At 56.3% G+C, this 18,240-nt stretch carries 11 protein-coding genes; 9 read left to right on the top strand and 2 right to left on the bottom strand.

Annotated features, from left to right (window positions below):
* The first annotated feature begins 76 nt into the window (after positions 1 to 76).
* The 6 genes from S7S_RS18605 (at position 77) to S7S_RS18575 (ending at position 10,988) form a co-directional block, all read left to right on the top strand.
* Positions 77 to 1,141 (top strand): AAA family ATPase, encoded by a 1,065-nt coding sequence (locus S7S_RS18605; RefSeq protein ID WP_008734408.1) that lies wholly within the window; start codon positions 77 to 79, stop codon positions 1,139 to 1,141.
* Positions 1,138 to 1,671 carry a hypothetical protein gene (locus S7S_RS18600; protein ID WP_008734410.1) on the top strand — a complete coding sequence of 178 codons (534 nt, stop codon included), beginning with the start codon at positions 1,138 to 1,140 and terminating at the stop codon, positions 1,669 to 1,671. The genes S7S_RS18605 and S7S_RS18600 overlap by 4 nt, the downstream gene beginning before the upstream one ends.
* A 4-nt stretch (positions 1,672 to 1,675) precedes the next feature.
* Positions 1,676 to 5,149, top strand: a complete 3,474-nt coding sequence (pglX, locus tag S7S_RS18595; protein ID WP_008734411.1) for a BREX-1 system adenine-specific DNA-methyltransferase PglX — start codon at positions 1,676 to 1,678, stop codon at positions 5,147 to 5,149.
* Positions 5,146 to 7,644 carry a BREX-1 system phosphatase PglZ type A gene (gene pglZ / locus S7S_RS18590; protein ID WP_041026041.1) on the top strand — a complete coding sequence of 833 codons (2,499 nt, stop codon included), beginning with the start codon at positions 5,146 to 5,148 and terminating at the stop codon, positions 7,642 to 7,644. Before pglX ends, pglZ begins: the two co-directional genes overlap by 4 nt.
* Before the next feature lie 12 nt (positions 7,645 to 7,656).
* Positions 7,657 to 9,708 (top strand): BREX system Lon protease-like protein BrxL, encoded by a 2,052-nt coding sequence (gene brxL / locus S7S_RS18585; RefSeq protein ID WP_008734415.1) that lies wholly within the window; start codon positions 7,657 to 7,659, stop codon positions 9,706 to 9,708.
* Between the two features lie 746 nt (positions 9,709 to 10,454).
* Entirely contained in the window at positions 10,455 to 10,988 is a 534-nt protein-coding gene (locus S7S_RS18575; protein ID WP_008734417.1) for an acyl-CoA thioesterase, read from the top strand.
* A 255-nt stretch (positions 10,989 to 11,243) separates the two neighbouring features.
* Here the strand turns inward: S7S_RS18575 and S7S_RS19005 are convergent, their stop codons facing one another.
* Both S7S_RS19005 and S7S_RS19910 read right to left on the bottom strand, forming a co-directional pair.
* Entirely contained in the window at positions 11,244 to 12,413 is a 1,170-nt protein-coding gene (locus tag S7S_RS19005) for a sensor histidine kinase (RefSeq protein WP_008734419.1), read from the bottom strand.
* Positions 12,410 to 14,476, bottom strand: coding sequence for a sensor histidine kinase (locus tag S7S_RS19910; protein ID WP_008734421.1), 2,067 nt, complete (start codon positions 14,474 to 14,476; stop codon positions 12,410 to 12,412). Before S7S_RS19910 ends, S7S_RS19005 begins: the two co-directional genes overlap by 4 nt.
* Positions 14,477 to 14,751: 275 nt before the next feature.
* Between S7S_RS19910 and S7S_RS18560 the strand changes: the two genes are divergently transcribed.
* The 3 genes from S7S_RS18560 (at position 14,752) to S7S_RS18550 (ending at position 18,091) form a co-directional block, all read left to right on the top strand.
* Entirely contained in the window at positions 14,752 to 14,931 is a 180-nt protein-coding gene (locus S7S_RS18560) for a hypothetical protein (RefSeq protein ID WP_008734424.1), read from the top strand.
* A gap of 26 nt (positions 14,932 to 14,957) precedes the next feature.
* Positions 14,958 to 16,343 carry a class II fumarate hydratase gene (locus S7S_RS18555; protein ID WP_008734426.1) on the top strand — a complete coding sequence of 462 codons (1,386 nt, stop codon included), beginning with the start codon at positions 14,958 to 14,960 and terminating at the stop codon, positions 16,341 to 16,343.
* Positions 16,344 to 16,450: 107 nt separating this feature from the next.
* The gene (locus tag S7S_RS18550) at positions 16,451 to 18,091 is read left to right on the top strand and encodes a fatty acid--CoA ligase (RefSeq protein ID WP_008734428.1); all 1,641 of its coding nucleotides are present in this window, start codon (positions 16,451 to 16,453) and stop codon (positions 18,089 to 18,091) included.
* The last annotated feature ends 149 nt before the right edge of the window (positions 18,092 to 18,240 follow it).

The raw sequence follows: 18,240 nt of genomic DNA, 5'->3' as shown, positions 1-18,240 counted from the left end.
GCAGCCAAGCAGACATGCTATGCCGCAGCCGATCCCGCATTAGGCCAGCTCAGTAACAAAATATTGGGAAGTAACGATGATAGAACGCCTTGAGCTCAGAAACTTCACGTCATTCAGAAAGCTGGAGATCAATTTTTCGCCAAGAATCAACGTGATCATTGGCGAAAACGGGACCGGCAAAACCCATTTGCTTAAGGCAGCATATGGGCTGTGTTCCGGCGCTCCACTGTTTAAGAATCAACCTGACCTCGGTCAGAATGAGCTCGAAGTGGCGCTGACAACCAAATTCCTTCGCCTATTTATGCCTCTTGATGACAGGTTTGGAAAGCTGCACGGCCAAGGCGTGACTGATCAGGCGTACCTTTCGGCCCAATTTGCCCATGAGAAAAAAGTCGCCGCAACCTTCTTTAACAACTCTAAAGCATTAGCCATTCAGGATCGTACAAACTACGAAAAACACTTGGCTGAAGCGGTATTTATTCCCACCAAAGAAGTCCTCTCCTTTATGAAGGGGTTCAACAGCCTGTATGAGAAATATGGGCTCTCTTTCGATCAAACTTACCAGGACATTTGTCTCTCACTGGACCTCCCTGAAGTGCGCTCCCAGTTACTGCACGAGAAAGCAAAATGGGCTATGGCCGAAATCGAGAAAATATGCGGTGGTCGTTTTGTTTTTTATGGAGGAGGAAAGGTTACTTTTAAGACTGAGCATACGGAGTACTCTGCCAACTCCATTGCGGAGGGCTTTCGTAAAGCAGGAATGCTCTCACGCCTCCTGGAAACCGGAACAATCCAGCCCGGTGTTAGCGGTCCACTGTTCTGGGATGAACCTGAATCCAATCTGAACCCCAAGCTGTTGAGGATCCTTGTTCAGATTCTGTTGGAGCTTTCCCGTAACGGCCAGCAGATAATTTTAGCGACTCACGATTATGTCTTGCTCAAGTGGTTCGATCTTCTAGCGGACGAAGGCAAAGAAGATCATGTCCGCTTTCATAGCCTGTATCGAGATCCTGATACTTCAGAAATCAAGGTCTCGTCCACTGACAGTTACCATGATATCTCTCCCAACCCAATTGATGAGGCTTTCGGTTTTCTCATCAACCAAGAAATTGAAAATGATATGGGGGGCCTTGGCAAATGAAGATTGTGGCTGCTGACGGCTTCGAGTTTCAATTCACTGATGCACTTGATGCGTTTGTTTTCGATGAGAAGGACCGTACAAAACCCACATATCATGGTGCTCCGATGAAAGGGGTCGACATAGTCGCCGAGTTTGAAGAGGCCTATGTCTATGTGGAGTTGAAAGACTATGACGATCCGTCGATCTATGATGTCCGCAATGCGGCAAACGATCAGCAGAAGAAAGCAAGGCAAGATAGTTTTAAGTGGCTAAAGAACTACCTCAAATATAAATTCCGAGATTCTTATCTCTATAGACACGCCGAACAGAAAGTGGATAAACCCGTCCATTATGTCTGTCTTCTCACTTTTGAGAATGCCTTAAATGGCCATATGCAAAAGTCATTGAAGCAGGAGCTACCTGTGGGGAAAGCTTCCTCGCGCTGGGTTCAGTCACTGGCCACCAGCTGTCATGTCGTCAACCTGCAGAAGTGGAACGAAAACTTTCCCAAATGGCCTGTTACACGCTTGGCGGATGCTGAAGGAGCATAATCAGATGGAAACATCAAAACTTAAAAAATTCGCCCAATTCGCTCGCCGCAGCCTCCTCGAACAGGTTACAGCCAAGCTCAAACTAGTACTCGCCGACGAGAGTCCCGCCCGGCGAGAAAGGCCACAGGCAATTAAAAAGCTGGAAGAGGCGGTAACCGACCAAGGCAAAGAGCAGGTTATCGAACGGGTGGCCTACATCTGGTTCAACCGCTTCTGCGCCCTGCGTTTTATGGACGTGAATCGTTACAACCGCATTGGCATTGTTTCCCCTGCTGAGGGGCAGTTCCAGCCCGAGATCCTAGCGGATGCCAAAATGGGCCATATCGATGAAGAAATGGTGTCGGAGGCAACCCGTCAAAAGATCTTCACTCTCCTGGATGGCAAAACACCCAGTCAGGATCCGCAGGGGGAGGCCTATCGCCTGTTGGTCGTCGCGGCCTGTAACTATTGGTACAGTGCGATGCCGTTCCTGTTCGAACGCATTGACGATTACACCGAGCTACTAATGCCGGATGATTTGCTGTCAGGAAACTCTATCCTGGCCTATACCCGCGAAGCCATGACGCCGGATGCCTGTGAGGATGTCGAGGTGATCGGCTGGCTGTATCAGTTTTATATCTCCGAGAAGAAAGACCAGGTATTCGCCGATCTTAAGAAAAACAAGAAAGTTACTCCCGAGAATATCCCAGCGGCGACCCAGCTATTCACTCCTCACTGGATTGTTCGTTACTTAGTGGAAAACTCGCTGGGCCGACTCTGGATGCTCAACCGGCCAGACTCAGGCCTGATTGAACGGATGGATTACTACATTAAGCCGGAAGATCCTGAGGCAGATTTCCTCCGCATCAGTAGCCCCGAAGAAATTAAGGTTTGCGATCCAGCCTGTGGCTCAGGCCATATGCTGACTTATGCCTTCGATTTGCTGTATGCCATTTATGAGGAGGAAGGCTATGAGTCCGCTGAGATTCCGGCCAAGATTCTGACCCATAACCTTTACGGAATTGAGATCGACGAACGCGCTGGAGAACTGGCCGCATTTGCGCTGACCATGAAGGCGCGAGCCAGACAACGCCGTTTCTTCCGAAAGCCCGTGCAGCCGAATATTGTCGTTCTGGAGAACGTGTCCTTTACCGAATCCGAGATGCAAGATGTAGCTACTCTGGTAGGTAAAGATCTTTTTACTGACGAGCTGCGCGAGACTTTATGCCGGTTCGAACAGGCAAAAAATTTCGGTTCACTGATAGTGCCGAAGCTAACTGATCCATCCCAAACTCTGAGCGTTCTTGAGGACGGAGGCCTTTGCGACGATATGCTGCTAAAAGAAGTTCAAGCGCGCCTCGTCGCCGTTCTCCGAATGGCCGAAGTGCTCTCGCCCAAATACCATGTGGTGGTAGCCAATCCACCGTATATGGGGCGAAGGAGTGGGATGAATGATGTTCTGAAGAAATTCATCAACGACTTCTTCATTGAAGGAAAAGCTGATCTATACGCAGCCTTTCTGAAAAGGGCTTCCTTGCTCGGCGTTGAGCGATCACTGCATGGGCTCGTCACCATGCAAAGCTGGATGTTTCTCTCATCGTACAAGGGAATCAGGGAACTATTGGTTCGCAACCATACGATAGATTCAGTGCTGCATCTTGGGCCGAGGGCTTTCCCTGAAATCGGCGGGGAAGTCGTGCAAGTTGCAGCTACATCGTTCTCAAAGCTACGGAATCTTGACAATAAACCGATATTTATCCGTGCAGTAGATAGAACTGCCGAGGAAAAGTCGCAGGCGCTAAAAGATAAACGCAACTTTTTTTCTAAGGTGAGCCAGCTAGAGTTCTTGGGTATACCTGATTGCCCGCTTCCATATTGGCTTCCTGAGCAACTTATCGCCCTATTTGGACGATCAAAAAAGGTAGAAGACTACTCAGATCAGCGCCAGGGCCTTGCAACTGGAGATGATGACCGATTTCTTAGAACATGGCCGGAGGTTTCCAGTGCTCGAACTAACTGGGATGCGGAGAAATTTCCTGACCAAGCCTTTCCATGGTTCCCATTCATTAAAGGCGGTAGCTTTCGGCGCTGGTATGGAAATAATGAGCATGTCATTAAATTTGACCAGGAAAGTTTTACTGCGTTATCCCAGCAGGGAAACTGCCTGCCAAGCAGATCATATTATCTAAGGGAGTCTGTCGTTTGGTCAGATATTGCCGGATCAGCATTCGCTGCAAGATTCAACCCTCAAGGGAAAGTTTTTGCTACTGGCGCACTGAGCGCTTTTCCATCCCAAACGCCTATTTCTTCGCTGCTTGGCTACTTCAATTCTAATATCCACAAGGAGGTTATGTACGCTCTTAGTAGCGGAATGCATTACAGCGTGGGCTATGTCGATAAATCGCCATACCTTCACAGTGATGTACCGCACTCGCGCGTTGGCGAGATAACTAAAATTTGCGTCGCTCTCTCAAAATCTGACTGGGACGCCTACGAAACATCTTGGGATTTCACGAGTTCTCCACTGCTTACGTTGGATCACCGGGCCGAGACGCTGGAGGCCAGCTATACCCTGCTACGCACCAATTGGCAACGCATGACAGAAGAGATGCAGAGATTAGAGGAAGAAAATAGTCGCATTTTCATCGATGCCTATGGCCTGCATGACGAACTATTCCCCGAGGTGCCGCTTGAGGAAATCACACTTACTTGCAACCCCGCCTACCGCTATGGGGTAAAAGGCTCTGAGGAAGACCGGGAAACCCGCCTGTGTGCTGACACCATGGCTGAACTCATCTCCTACGCTGTGGGTTGTATGTTCGGTCGCTACGCTCTGGACAAGCCGGGCCTGATTCTCGCCAATCAGGGTGAGACTATCGCGGACTACCTGAAGCAGATCCCAGAGCCGAGCTTCCCGGCGGATGAGGATAATGTCATCCCCATGCTCGACGGTGACTGGTTCACCGACGACATCACCGAGCGTTTCCGCGAATTCCTGCGCATCGCCTTTGGCGAAGAACACTATGAGGAAAACCTCCGCTTTGTCGAGCAGGCGCTGGGCAAGGACATTCGCAAGTATTTCCTAAAGGACTTCTACAACGATCACGTGCGCCGTTACAACAAACGGCCCATCTACTGGCTGTTCTCCTCACCAAAGGGCTCATTCAATGCGCTGATCTACATGCACCGCTACCAGCCCCACACCGTGGGCACGGTGCTGGAGTACCTGCGCGATTTCAAAGACGAGAAGCTGCAAGCCCGGAAAAACCATCTGGAAGCCGTCAGCATCAGTGCTGGAGCTTCCCAGGGTGAGAAGACCAAGGCCCTGAAAGAAATTGAGAATATCAACAAAATCCTTGCCGAGCTGGATGACTACGAGCGGGATGTGCTTTACCCCCTAGCCACCGAGCAGATGGAAATCGATCTCGATGACGGGGTGAAGGCCAATTATCCGAAATTCGGCGACGCTTTAAAGAAGATTACCGGGTTAAGCCAATGAGTGACCGTATTAGTCAGGCGCTGAGCAGGCTTTTCGATAAGCACCGCATCGTGTTTTGGTACGACGCCAAGCAAGAGCTGCGTGGTGACTTTGAAGCTGTTTCCATTCCGGACGTCGAAAAGCTGGAGATTGCCAACAACGAGTACGGTATGAAATATCGTATTCTGCGAGATTCACCGGAACAGAAGTTCCTTTTGTACAAGGAGGGTCCGCAACCGGAGGATCTGGATAACTGGTTGCTGGACGTACAGCTGACCCACGGTGAATTCCGGACTGACCAGGTGGCTATCTGGCTGTCCGAACTGGAATTGGGCCTGGAGTTTGCCGAAGTAGCCCAGGTCCACGCGGAATTCTTTCAGGCGAACAAGCGCAAGGATGCGTTGAAGAAGCTGCTGAAACCGGACGACACCGCCGGTCAGCTGCGCCTGAAGATGCTGGCTGTATGTGCCGGTAGTGAGCCCCGTATGGACTCGGTGGTGGAAACCCTGCTGCAGCAACAGGCGGAAGAGCGCGATGATGGCATTCGGCTGATTGAGCGTTGCGGTCTGGACAGCTTCCTGTGGGAGCAACTGGCCCGTTTCTACGGCTACGAGGCCAGTGAACCCAGCCTGCGCGACTTCGTGATTGAGCTGTTCAAGTCCTGCTATGCCATGGGCACCGATGGCGAGGTCAAACTGACCGGCGACGCCCTGGTGTTCCTCAAACGCTGGAAAGACAGCCGGCAGTTCGAGCAGGGGTTTGAAACCCTGTCTGCCGAGTGTGCCGAGGTCCTGGGCATTGAGCAGGATCTCGGTAAGCGGGACTTCCGAGACCTGGTTGAGCTCGATTACTTCCGGCTAATCGACCAGAAGATTATCAGTGACCTAGTGCGGGCGGTGGTTGGCCGCACGGTGACCAGCGGTGATGTGGCACTGTGGGTACGGCAGCGGCGCCAGGGCCACTGGTACGGGGAGTTTCGCCACCTGTATGAAGCCATTGAGTTTGCGGCTCGTTTTGTCCAGATGCTGGGTGAGGCTCGTCTCACCATGGATAGCCTCTCCGACGGCGTTCAGCGATACAGCCGTTCCTGGTTCCAATTGGATCAGCTCTACCGCAAGTTTACCTACCATGTGCGCATGTCCGGCCAGGCATCGTTGATGGGCGAGCTTAGTGAGCAGGTGGAGAACCTTTATTCCAACAACTACCTGCTCAAGCTGGGCGATGGCTTCCAGGTTCACGTGGACGCCGCGCCGCGCTGGGAGGCCTATCCAGTCATTCAGCAAAAGGCCTTTTTCGAGCACTGGGTTCGCCCGTACCTGCGCAAGGACAAACGGATCTGCGTGATCATTTCCGACGCCATGCGCTATGAGATTGGTGACGAGCTGCTGGGCCTTATCCGGCAGGAAGATCGCTACAGCGCGGAGCTCGAGCCGGCTCTCTCGACCCTGCCCAGCTATACCCAGCTCGGTATGGCGGCGCTGCTGCCCAACAAGTCCTTGGCGATCGCCGACAACGATACCGGCACGGTACTGGTGGATGGCCAAAGCTCACAGGGCACGGTCAACCGTACCAAAATCCTGCAGGCCGCCTTGGATGGTCGGGGCCAGGCCGTCAAGGCGGAGGATTTTATGCAGCTCAACCGGGAAGACAGCCGTGAGCTGCTCAAGGGTAATGATGTGCTGTACATCTACCACAACCGCATCGATCACACCGGCGACAAGATGCATTCAGAGGGGCAGGCCTTTGAAGCCGCAGAACAAACCCTGGATGACCTGATTCGACTGATCAAGAAGCTCACGGCGGCCAACGCCAATAACCTGCTGATCACCGCTGATCATGGCTTTATTTACCAGAACCGTGAGCTGGATGAGAGTGATTTCCTGGGTGACGTCGTTTCTGGCGATGATATTCGCTACCGGGACCGTCGGTTCGTGCTAGGTAAGGGGCTGTCCGCCTCTCCGGCTTTCCATCACTTCTCGTCGGAGCAGCTTGGGCTGGATGGCGATATGGAAGTGCAGATTCCCAAGTCCATCAACCGGCTGCGCCTTAAAGGCTCAGGCAGCCGCTTTGTGCATGGCGGCGCATCCCTTCAGGAGGTTGTGATTCCAGTCCTGAAGGTTAACAAGAAGCGCCAGAGTGATGTCAGCGCCGTTGAGGTGGACATCCTGCGTGGGTCCAGCTCGGTGATCACTTCCGGCCAACTGGCCGTCACCTTGTATCAGTCCGGACCGGTTACCGAGAAAGTACAGCCTCGCTACCTCCGGGCTGGGATTTATACCCAGTCAGGGGAGCTGATCTCGGACAGCCACGAGCTGTCGTTTGACCTGACCTCGGAGAATCCCCGCGAGCGGGAGCTTCAAGTGCGCTTTGTGCTCAGCCGCAAGGCGGACGAGGCCAACGGCCAGGAGGTTTTCCTAAAGCTGGAAGAACAGCACGCCGGCACCTCCCACTACAAGGAATACAAGTCGCTCAGGTATTTGATGCGGCGGTCCTTTACCAGCGATTTTGATTTCTGAGGGTTTTAGCCAATGAGTACGCTTGACCAAAAGATCAACGAACACTTCCCCGGGTTGGTGGTGCGCAAAGACCTGGTGAAAACGGTCAAGGGCAACGCCATCGTCCCCTCCTATGTGCTGGAGTATCTGCTCGGCCAGTACTGCGCCACTAACGACGAGGCTACGATTCAGACCGGTATCGAGACGGTCAAGGAGATTCTGGCCAAGCACTATGTCCACCGCAACGAGGCCGGGCTGGTGCGCTCGAATATCAAGGAAAAGGGGCGCTACAAGGTCATCGATAAGATCAGCGTGGCCCTGAATGAGAAGACGGATGCCTACGAGGCGCAGTTTTCCAACCTGGGAATCAAGAAAGTGTTGGTGGATTCTGGGACCGTGAAGGCCCACCCCAAACTGCTGGTAAGCGGCGTCTGGTGCATCGCGGACATCGAATACGTATTTTCTGAAGACCAGAACGTCAGCCCCTGGATTCTGTCCACCCTCAAGCCGATTCAACTTTCGCACTTCGATTACGATGCCTACGTTGCCGCGCGGCAGCAGTTCAGCACCGATGAGTGGATTGACCTGCTGATACAGAGCATCGGCTTTAACCCGGAGATGTTCGGACGGCGCAGCAAGCTGACGCAGCTGGTCCGTTTGATTCCGTTCTGCGAGCGGAACTACAACCTGATTGAACTTGGCCCCAAGGGGACGGGTAAGTCCCATGTTTACTCAGAGTTCTCGCCCCACGGAATTCTGGTATCCGGTGGTGAAGTCACCGTACCCAAGCTGTTTGTGAACAACTCCAGCGGCAAGATTGGCCTGGTGGGCTACTGGGATTGCGTGGCCTTCGACGAGTTTGCCGGCAAGCAGAAACGCGTCGATAAAGCACTGGTCGACATCATGAAGAACTACATGGCCAACAAGTCCTTCTCCCGGGGCGTGGAAACCCTGGGTGCTGGGGCGTCCATGGTGTTCGTGGGGAACACCCGGCATACCGTTCCTTACATGCTGAAGCATTCGGACCTGTTCGATGAGTTGCCGGACAAGTTCTACGATTCTGCCTTCTTGGACCGGATCCACTTCTACATCCCCGGGTGGGAGGTCGACATCATCCGGGGCGAGATGTTCTCCGACGGCTATGGCTTCGTGGTGGACTACCTTGCAGAAATCCTGCGCTCGATGCGAAACTATGATTATTCCGATCAGTACCGGGAGTACTTTACCCTTTCTTCGGATATCTCGACCCGTGACCGGGACGGTATCAATAAGACCTTTTCCGGCTTGATGAAGATCCTGTTCCCCCAGGGCGGAGCAACCAGGGATGAGGTTGAAGAAGTGTTGCGTTTCGCCATCGAGGGGCGCAAGCGGGTCAAGGACCAGTTACAGCGGATTGATACCACCTACGGCGAAGTCCGATTTTCCTATCAGGATCAACAAGGCCAGGAAATACTGGTCACGACACTTGAGGAAGAAGAGTACCCGGGTTACTACCATCAGACAGTGTCTACTCCTGATGAGGGGGGATTAGAGACCGAGCCAGCAGCAGACGTTAAAGGTGGCGAGCCCAAAGCGCCCCGCGCCTCTGAACCCGTACTGGAGGAAAAGCACCTGACCTTCCAGGAAAATCAAAAAGGCATCTCATTCGACGGTTTGTTTGGCGCATACCTGAAAGGAGCCAGCAAGATCACCGTTACAGATCCCTACATCCGGCTTTTCTACCAGATCCGTAATTTCATGGAGTTTCTCGAAGCCGTCGTAAAGAATAAGGCAGAGGAGGATGAAGTGGCGGTTCACCTCATCACCGTCCGGGACGAGTTCAAGGGTGATCTGCAAGACGAGAGTTTTGAAAAAATCCAGGCATCCGCTCGCACCGTGGGCATCGACTTCACTTGGGAGTTTGACGACAGCGGGACCATTCATGCCCGTCATATCGTTACAGACCACGGCTGGAAGATTTCACTGGATCGGGGGTTGGACATCTTCCAGCACTACGAGATGAATGAGGCCTTCGCGTTTGCCAACAGGTTGCAGCAGTTTCGATCGAGCAAAGCCTTCGAGGTGACATTTATCAAGCAGTCATAAATGTAGGAAGACAGGAGGTCAGGCTTCTGAATGGATATCACTGGAACTGCCTGTGTCAGCGATCTTCGTGATCTTTGCGGGCCATGGCAGCCAGCATGTCGAGCATCATGGCGATTACTGCCCGGAAAATGGAGCCTATGAATCCGTTATTACCCTTCTTGTCCAGTGCGAGCCTGCTGGGCAGCAACTCCGGAGAAACAATGTCTAGCCGCTTGGTGGGCCGGCTTTGTCTGAGAGAGTCCCAATAACTTTGTTTGAGGCGCTTGGCCGGGCGGTTACGCTCGCTAGCAGCAGGCGCCGGCCGTCCCGTCTGAATGTTTTATATGACATGACTGCGCCCCTATCGACATCGCCCCACATGGTCAAAGCAGCCGTCATCTCACCGCAGCATGGTTACTGTTGCCGCACCTGATTTTTACCTCCAATAAATAAAAAAGGTACAGATAAAACTTTTTGCATCGGTAACTGGCATCGGCTATCTCCTCCCGCGTAAGTTGCTCCGCGCTTGGCGTTTCAATCAGACAGCTAACCGAAAAGCCCACTTCCACCAAAATATAGGCGCATATTTGAGATCAAAATGACATCATTTCGCTGGCAGGGCGGATTTACCCCTTCCGCACGAATATAGGCACAAGCGCCACCCCACCCCACCCGAACTGTTATCACCGTCACATCCTTTCTGGACTACCGTTGGAGACGGAGCAATGTCGCTCCGCCATTAATCCAAACCAGAAAGGAGATTCACCATGCGTAATGCCGCTCTCAAACACGCTGATGTCACGCACGCCAACTGGGCTGCCCAGCCGCAATCGTTGCCGGTGCAGTACGACCTGGCCGAATGGCAGTCCTTGCCGTATCAGCTCGCGGACCGTACTTATGAGCATCGCATCGAGACCTACCTGAAGGATTCCAACGCCTACACCAACACCTACTTTGCCCGTTACTTTGAATGGCAGGGAGTGTGCCGGGAGGCCTGGTTCTTCAAGTGTGTGTCAGCGGACATGCTGCAGGACAAGGGGGTGTTTATCACCAAGGCTGCGCACAATGACTATGTGCAGGAAACCTTCCCGTTCCAGACCATTCGGGGGCAGGTGAATACGGCCCTGGTGAAGAATGCATCGTTCTATATCCTGTTCCGTTTTTCCAATGCGGAAACCGGTGAGTTGGTGTCGGGCGGTTACCAGCAGATTGTGTTTGCGGATCTGAACCGTCGCATTTGCCGCCTGCCGGCGGACGTGCTGGAAACGGTACGCCGTTATGAGGTACCGCTGATCGTCTGAAGCAAGTGCATGACAACGAGAAGAGGCCGGTAGCACTGGCCCCGGAACTGACGGGCGCCGGATGGCGCCCGATTTTGATCGTAAGGTGGGTAGAGCGCAGCGAAACCCACCGGGTCCATGCAGCGCACTGCTCGCACAGAAGCCGCGAAACTATCTGCCTTTGAAGTGGGGTAGTTCCGATGATTTTGCGGGAGTGGATGATGGGCATGGGCGTGGTGGGTTTCGCTGCGCTCTGCCCACCCTACGGTCACCCTGTTAAAAATGCGCGCAGTCCGGGAAACGCAGCCGGAACAGGGTGTACTCGCCCTGCACAGACTCGCAGAAAATATCCCCGCCCATATTGCGCATTGCACTGCGGCAGAAGGACAGGCCGACGCCGGTGCCGTTGTGTTTGGTGGAATAGAAATCATCGAACACCCGCTTCACGGCGTCCGGTGCAATACCAAGCCCGGTATCCCGGAAATGCACTTCATTGCCATGAATGCTGCGTTGCAGGCTGATGTGAATATCGCCCTTGCCGGCAGCACGCACGGCATGCAGCGCGTTCTTGAGCAGGTTATAGAGAATGAACATCACCAGCACATCGGAGCCGAAGAAGTCGAAATCCGGTGCGGCTTCGAGATGCACCAGTGCGCGTGCGCCGGGCTCGAACGGGTAGTGGGAAAGCGCTTCATGAATGCACTGGTTAATGCCGTACACGGCAAAGGTCGCGGTATCAATCTGCCCGGCGTTCGCCGAGGCAAGCAACATGTCGATCACCAGGTTCGAGCGGTCCACTTCCTGCTGGATGGTGTCGAAGCTGTCAGCCATGCTCTGCAAGCGCCGTGGCCGCATCGGGGTTTCAATGCGACCGTTGTGCAGCGCTTCGTGATACAGCTCCATCAGCATGGGCCAGTGCCGGGCGATGGCATCCGCACGCATGCGGATGGTGGCCAGTGGCGTGCGCATTTCGTGGGCGATGCTGGCTGCCAGCGCCATCAGGGTTTCACGCTTGCCGGCGAGCAATTCGATTTCGCGCTGGCGCATGGTGAAACTCTGTAGCGACTGCTCAAGCTTGGCCCGCAGTTCTTCCAGCAGCCAGGGTTTCATGATGTAGCCGGAGATGCCGCCGTCATTGACTGCCGCTACAGCCTGGGAAAGATGAGCATGAGAGGTAGTCAGCAGCCGCACGGCATGAGGCAACTTCTGACGCGCCCACGCCAGCACCTCCACGCCGGTGCCGTCCGGCAGATAGTGATCGGCCAGCAGTACGCCGATCTCGTCGCCGCGCTCACGCAGCACCTCGAACGCCTGACTGACATTCGGTACGGTGATCAGGTTGAATTCGGAATAAGTGCGCAGGAACAGGCGGGTAATGGCGTCCTCGTCCTCGATCAGCAGAATAAAGGGCTGTGTGGATGGGTCCTCTTTCTGCAACTGGTTCATACCGCCTCCGTTGAGTGGGGCTCAGTATCGTCCACCGGCAGGCGGATTTCCACACGGGTACCTACGCCCGGCGTGCTGGTGACGTGGATCTCGCCGTCATGCTCTTCGACGATGCGCTGGATGACCTTCATGCCCAGGCCAGTGCCGCCGGCCTTGCCGGTTTCCAGCGGCGTCCAGAGTCGGCGCAGCCGTTCCTGATCCATGCCGATCCCGCTGTCGCTGACGCTGACCAGTATCTGCCGGTCACCGCCCTGGTAGCTGGAGGCTACCTCCAGCACGTTGGGCCGGTCACGGTCGCCGGCTTCCACCGCGTTCTTGATCAGGTTGACGAACAGGATCAGCAGATCATCCGCGTCGCCGATCATCGGCGGCAGCTGTTCATCCAGCGCCAGCGCAACCGTGGCATCACGTACCGGGAACAACCGCAGGGCGGATACCAGCATGGCGTTGATCGACACCGGGCGCTCCTGTCTGTCACGACGGTCCTGCAACACGCGCAGCATTTTTTCCAGCAACCCCAGCACGCGCTGGCACTGGGCAAGGGTTTCCTCGCGCAGGGTATCGCGGTCGACATCTGATTGTGCGTACATGTGGATGATGCTGATCGGCGCTTTCAGTTCGTGCTGGTACTGATTCATCATGGCCATCAGCGAGGCGCTTTTCTGTGCCTTGGCCAGGCCATGACACACCTGCGAATAGGCATCAACGCGGTCAAACGCGAGATCAAGCTGGCCGGGCAGAAACTCGATCAGGTCCAGGTCATCGTGGCTGTAATGCGCGGCATTGTCCTGCTTGCCGAGCAGCACGATGGCAATCACTTCCCCGGCACGGCGTATCCGCACGGCGCTCATGGCCTGATATTGCTGATACAGCGCCTGCACTTCGGTGTCGGCTTCGCGAAAGTGAACGACCCCATTGCCACGCTGCAGTTGCCGCACCAGCGAGTGCTCCGCCGGCAGTGCTTCGCGGTGGTCTGGCTCGCCGGCATCCATGCGCCATATATAGAACGCCGAGCCGGGCGCTTCATTGGCGCCGAGACCAAAATCGGCGCGCACGAACAGGGTCAGGGGCGCAATGCGGGCTTCAGTGGCCAGCACGCCAGCGAAGTCGCGCACCAGATCGTCCAGACGAATGTGCGATCCGAGAGAACGGGTCACCGCCTGTACGACCTGGGCGTAGGTGTAGCTGTGGCGCCCGCGTTGCAGCAACCGGTCCGGTACGCCCTGGAGAAAATCACTGAGCGGGACATAGGCTTCGCACACCAACACCAGAAAGCCCAGCCCGAGCACCAGGGCCAGCAAGGGCGGCAATTGTGGCGTCAGCGCGCGTAACCCGAAGAAGGCCGCCAGGTAAAGCAGGGCGAACAACAGCAAGGCTGCTGAGCGGGCCAGACCGCGGCTGAGCGCCACGGAGATATCCATCAGCTGATACTTCACTGTGGCAATGGCGAGCAGGCCAAGGCTGATGGCAATGAAGAACACACCCGGTGGATAGAAGCCCAGCCCGTAGTTGCACAGATAGTCCACGGCCGCAAACAGGTAGATCAGCAGGCTGGCAACACAATAGCGCAACCGCGTGCGCTGCCGGGGGGCGGCGGTCTGCTGTGTGCGCCAGGTCAGGTACAACCCGCGCAACACCACGACGCAGGTTTGCAGCACGTGCAGCGGATGCAGGTAGCCGGCTTTCGGGTAATACCCGAAGAAGAAATCGTAGTGCCCGCGCACGAACAGGTCGCCCGGCAGGGTGACCATCAACAGCGCGGCAAAACCGTAAGAGGCGTAGACCCGGGGCAGCTCCCGGCGCTGGTCGGTAATCTCGGAGAGAAAATGGTAAAGCGTCGTCGGCAGGAACAGGATCGGCAAATATCCCAGCCGCACGAGTATCTCGGCGGTGTCCGGATCATGCACCTGAAACAGCACCGCCCAGGTGGCCTGCCAGGCGAAGGTGGTGAGGCACATGAGGAAAAAGCTGCGCGTGACGCGGTTGAAACCACTGCGCCAGAGCACGTAACCGCCATATACCAGAAACAGCAGGGCGACAGTTGCGGGGAAAACCGAATACACCTGGGCCTCGCTTCCACGAATACGGGACAATGGGCGACGGGCGGAGCGGCCCACAGCGACATGCGGCAGCGGCGAGGCATGCGCCTGGCCTGCTGTAACATGCTAGCACGGTACCCGTACCAGCCCCGCCCCCCTGTGGACATTGCCTGAATGACAACAGGTAGTGTCTCATTGATGACGATAAGGCCCAATGCTGCCACATTGGTATCAGGACGGTGCCTTCCAAAGGTGCCCAGGCTGCACTCAGCAGCCGGCTTAACAATGGAGCCGACCCCATGGCCGATATCTTGCCGTTCAAGCGCCCGCCTGCGAAGCGCAGGCATCAGGGCATGTGCCAGCATGGCTTCCACAAATGGGTGGTATGCAAGGAAAAGCAGTTTGACGTGAAACAGGGCAGGCTGGTCACGGTCTATCGATGTGAACGCTGCAACGCGCAGAAAGTGAAGGCCCTGTAGCCGGTGGCCGCCACCAGGAGGAGCACATGACCGGATTTCGTAAAGAGCACGACAGTCTCGGCGAGGTCGAGGTCCCCGCCGGGGCACTCTGGGGCGCGCAGACGCAGCGCGCGGTGGACAATTTTCCTGTGTCCGGCCCGATGCCCGCAGCCTTCATTGCCGCCCTCGCGCAGGTCAAATGGTGCGCGGCGCAGGCCAACGCCGAACTCGGCCTGCTTGATGAAGCCCGGCGCGATGCGATCCAGCACGCGGCCGAGGCGATCATCGCCGGTGAACACCCGGACGCGTTTCCGGTGGATGTATTCCAGACCGGTTCCGGCACCAGCAGCAACATGAACGTCAACGAGGTCATCAGCCATCTCTGCCAGCGGCAGGCCGCAGCGCCCGCGGTGCATCCCAATGATCATGTGAACCTGGGCCAGAGCAGCAACGATAGCGTGCCGACGGCCCTGCACCTCAGTGCGGTACTGCAGGTGACCGGTGCACTGTTGCCGGCCATGCAGCACCTGGATCAGGTGCTCGCACAACGGGCGAAGGAATGCGAACACATCGTCAAGACCGGGCGCACCCATCTGATGGACGCGATGCCGGTCACGCTCGGGCAGGAGCTTACCGGCTGGCGCGCGCAACTGGCGTTTGTGCGTGATCAGTTGCGTCAGGCGCGCGATGGCCTGCTCGCCATTCCGCAGGGCGGCACGGCAGTAGGAACCGGCGTCAATGCACATCCGCAGTTCGCTGCGCTGTTTGCCCGTCATCTGAGCCAGCGAGCCGGCCACAATTTCGCACCGATGGATACCGCCTTTGCGGGCCAGGGCGCCATTGACCGTCCACTGGCGCTGTCCGCCGCCTTGCGTGGCTACGCCGTGGCGTTGATGAAGATCAGCAACGATCTGCGCTGGATGAATTCCGGTCCGATCCATGGCCTGGCAGAAATCTACCTGCCCGCCGTACAGCCGGGATCCTCGATCATGCCGGCCAAAGTGAACCCGGTGATCTGCGAATCCGCCTGCATGGTCAGTGCGCAGGTGATGGGGCTGGATCAGGCCAATACCCTGGCCGCGCAGAGCGGTAATTTCCAGCTCAACGTCATGCTGCCGCTGATGGCGGCCAATCTGCTGACCATGATCAGCACGCTGGCGAACGTCACCACGCTGCTGGCGGATCGCGCCATTGCCGGTTTTACCGTCAATCACCAGGGCCTGGCAGAGGCGGTCAACCGTAACCCGATCCTGGTCACCGCGCTGAATCCGGTCATCGGGTACGAAAAAGCCGCTGCCATCGCCAAGGAGGCGTTTGCCAGCGGGCGGGCGGTCATTGATGTGGCACAGGAAAAAACAGACCTGTCCCGGGAGCAGCTTGAGGCCTGCCTTGATCCGGCGCGATTGACGCGCGGGGGATTCCCCGGAGAATGAGGGGCTATCCCTGATTCACAGGCAGTACACAACGAGGCCGGCACACCGGCCCGGTAGCACACTACGGACGATAACAACGACAGGGCATACCCCAGGAGTATTTTTTCATGACAGCACGCGTCATTGAGCGAACCCCTTCCGCCGTCGACCAGCCACTGGTGATCGGCAGCATCCTGCAAGCGGGTGTACGCACCGCGGGAGAACAGGAAATCATCTACGCCGACAAGAAGCGCATGAGCTACCGCGAAATGGCCGAGCGCATCAACCGGCTGGCATCAGCGCTCAATCGCGCCGGCGTGAAGGAAGGCGACACCGTGGCGGTGATGGACTGGGACAGCCACCGCTATCTGGAGTGCTTTTTCGCCATCCCGATGATGGGCGCCGTGCTGCACACCATCAACATCCGGCTCTCGCCGGAACAGGTGCTCTACACCATCAACCACGCCAAAGATGACGTGATCCTGGTGAACCGCGAGTTTCTGCCGCTGCTGGATGCGATCAAGGATCGCATTGAGACGGTCAAGACATTCATCCTGCTGGACGATGGCGAAGGCCCGGAAAGCAGCAGCATCCAGACCGTCGGCGAATACGAGCAGCTGCTTGCCGAGGCGGCACCGGAATACGATTTCCCGCTGCTGGATGAAAACACCCGCGCCACCACCTTCTATACCACCGGCACCACCGGTTTGCCGAAAGGCGTATATTTCAGCCATCGCCAGCTGGTGCTGCACACCTTTGCGCTGCGTTCGGCCACCTCCGGCGACGGCCACGGCCGCTTCAACCAGACCGACGTGTACATGCCGATCACGCCGATGTTTCACGTGCATGCCTGGGGCGTGCCGTATCTGGCCACGCTGCTGGGCGTCAAGCAGGTGTATCCGGGCCGTTACCTGCCGGAAGTGCTGCTGAAACTGCTGGTCACGGAAAAAGTCACCTTCTCCCACTGCGTGCCGACCATCATGCAGATGCTGCTGGCCAGCGACGCGGTGAAGAAAGTCGACCTGTCGAAATGGAAAGTCATCATCGGTGGTTCCGCGCTGCCGAAACCGATGGCGAAAGCCGCGCTGGACCTGGGTATTGATGTCTTCACCGGCTACGGCATGAGCGAAACCTGCCCGGTGCTGACGCTGTCGCACCTGCAGCCGGACATGGAGAGCTGGGACAATGATCGCCAGGCAGACGTGCGCAGCCTGACCGGCCGGCCGGTGCCGATGGTGACGCTGCGCATCGTCGATGACAACATGAACGATGTCCCGCACGATGGCAAAAGCCAGGGCGAAGTGGTGGTGCGTGCGCCGTGGCTGACACAGGGCTACCTGAATGACGCGGAGAATTCCGAAAACCTGTGGCGCGGTGGCTGGCTGCATACCGGCGATATCGGTGTCATTACCGAAGACGGTTATCTGAAAATCACCGACCGCATCAAGGATGTGATCAAGACCGGTGGCGAGTGGATTTCCTCGCTGGATCTGGAGGGCCTGGTGCTGCAGCACCCGGGTGTGGCCGAGTGCGCCGTGATCGGTATTCCCGATGCCAAATGGGGCGAGCGCCCGCTGGCCCTGGTGGTGAAAAAACCGGACGCCGACGTGACCGAGGACGCCATTCGTGAGCTGGTGGCCGGCTATGCAGAAAAAGGCATCATCTCCCGCTACGGCGTGCCGGAGCACATCACTTTCGTCGACAGCCTGCCGCGCACCAGCGTTGGCAAACTCGACAAGAAAGTGATGCGCGCCGAACACGGCGGCTGATACGTCTTTCCTGCCCGTTTCATTTCTTGCTGCAGACTGCGCGCGGGTGCCCCCGGCACCCGCGCGCCAGGTCACACACTCTCCGCGTTTCACCTGTCTGTCATATCAGTGACTCATCATCCCTTTGCCTGACGCATACAGATGGATCA

It is taken from the genome of Isoalcanivorax pacificus W11-5, assembly GCF_000299335.2.
GTDB classification, from domain to species: domain Bacteria; phylum Pseudomonadota; class Gammaproteobacteria; order Pseudomonadales; family Alcanivoracaceae; genus Isoalcanivorax; species Isoalcanivorax pacificus.
The sequence above is the reverse complement of the archived record's forward strand: the minus strand, read 5'-3'. Positions and strand labels throughout refer to the sequence as shown.

Coding starts and splice junctions, on each gene's coding strand:
- S7S_RS18605 (WP_008734408.1), top strand. CDS start 77: ATGATAGAACGCCTTGAGCTCAGAAACTTCACGTCATTCAGAAAGCTG.
- S7S_RS18600 (WP_008734410.1), top strand. CDS start 1,138: ATGAAGATTGTGGCTGCTGACGGCTTCGAGTTTCAATTCACTGATGCA.
- pglX (WP_008734411.1), top strand. CDS start 1,676: ATGGAAACATCAAAACTTAAAAAATTCGCCCAATTCGCTCGCCGCAGC.
- pglZ (WP_041026041.1), top strand. CDS start 5,146: ATGAGTGACCGTATTAGTCAGGCGCTGAGCAGGCTTTTCGATAAGCAC.
- brxL (WP_008734415.1), top strand. CDS start 7,657: ATGAGTACGCTTGACCAAAAGATCAACGAACACTTCCCCGGGTTGGTG.
- S7S_RS18575 (WP_008734417.1), top strand. CDS start 10,455: ATGCGTAATGCCGCTCTCAAACACGCTGATGTCACGCACGCCAACTGG.
- S7S_RS19005 (WP_008734419.1), bottom strand. CDS start 12,413: ATGAACCAGTTGCAGAAAGAGGACCCATCCACACAGCCCTTTATTCTG.
- S7S_RS18560 (WP_008734424.1), top strand. CDS start 14,752: ATGGCCGATATCTTGCCGTTCAAGCGCCCGCCTGCGAAGCGCAGGCAT.
- S7S_RS18555 (WP_008734426.1), top strand. CDS start 14,958: ATGACCGGATTTCGTAAAGAGCACGACAGTCTCGGCGAGGTCGAGGTC.
- S7S_RS18550 (WP_008734428.1), top strand. CDS start 16,451: ATGACAGCACGCGTCATTGAGCGAACCCCTTCCGCCGTCGACCAGCCA.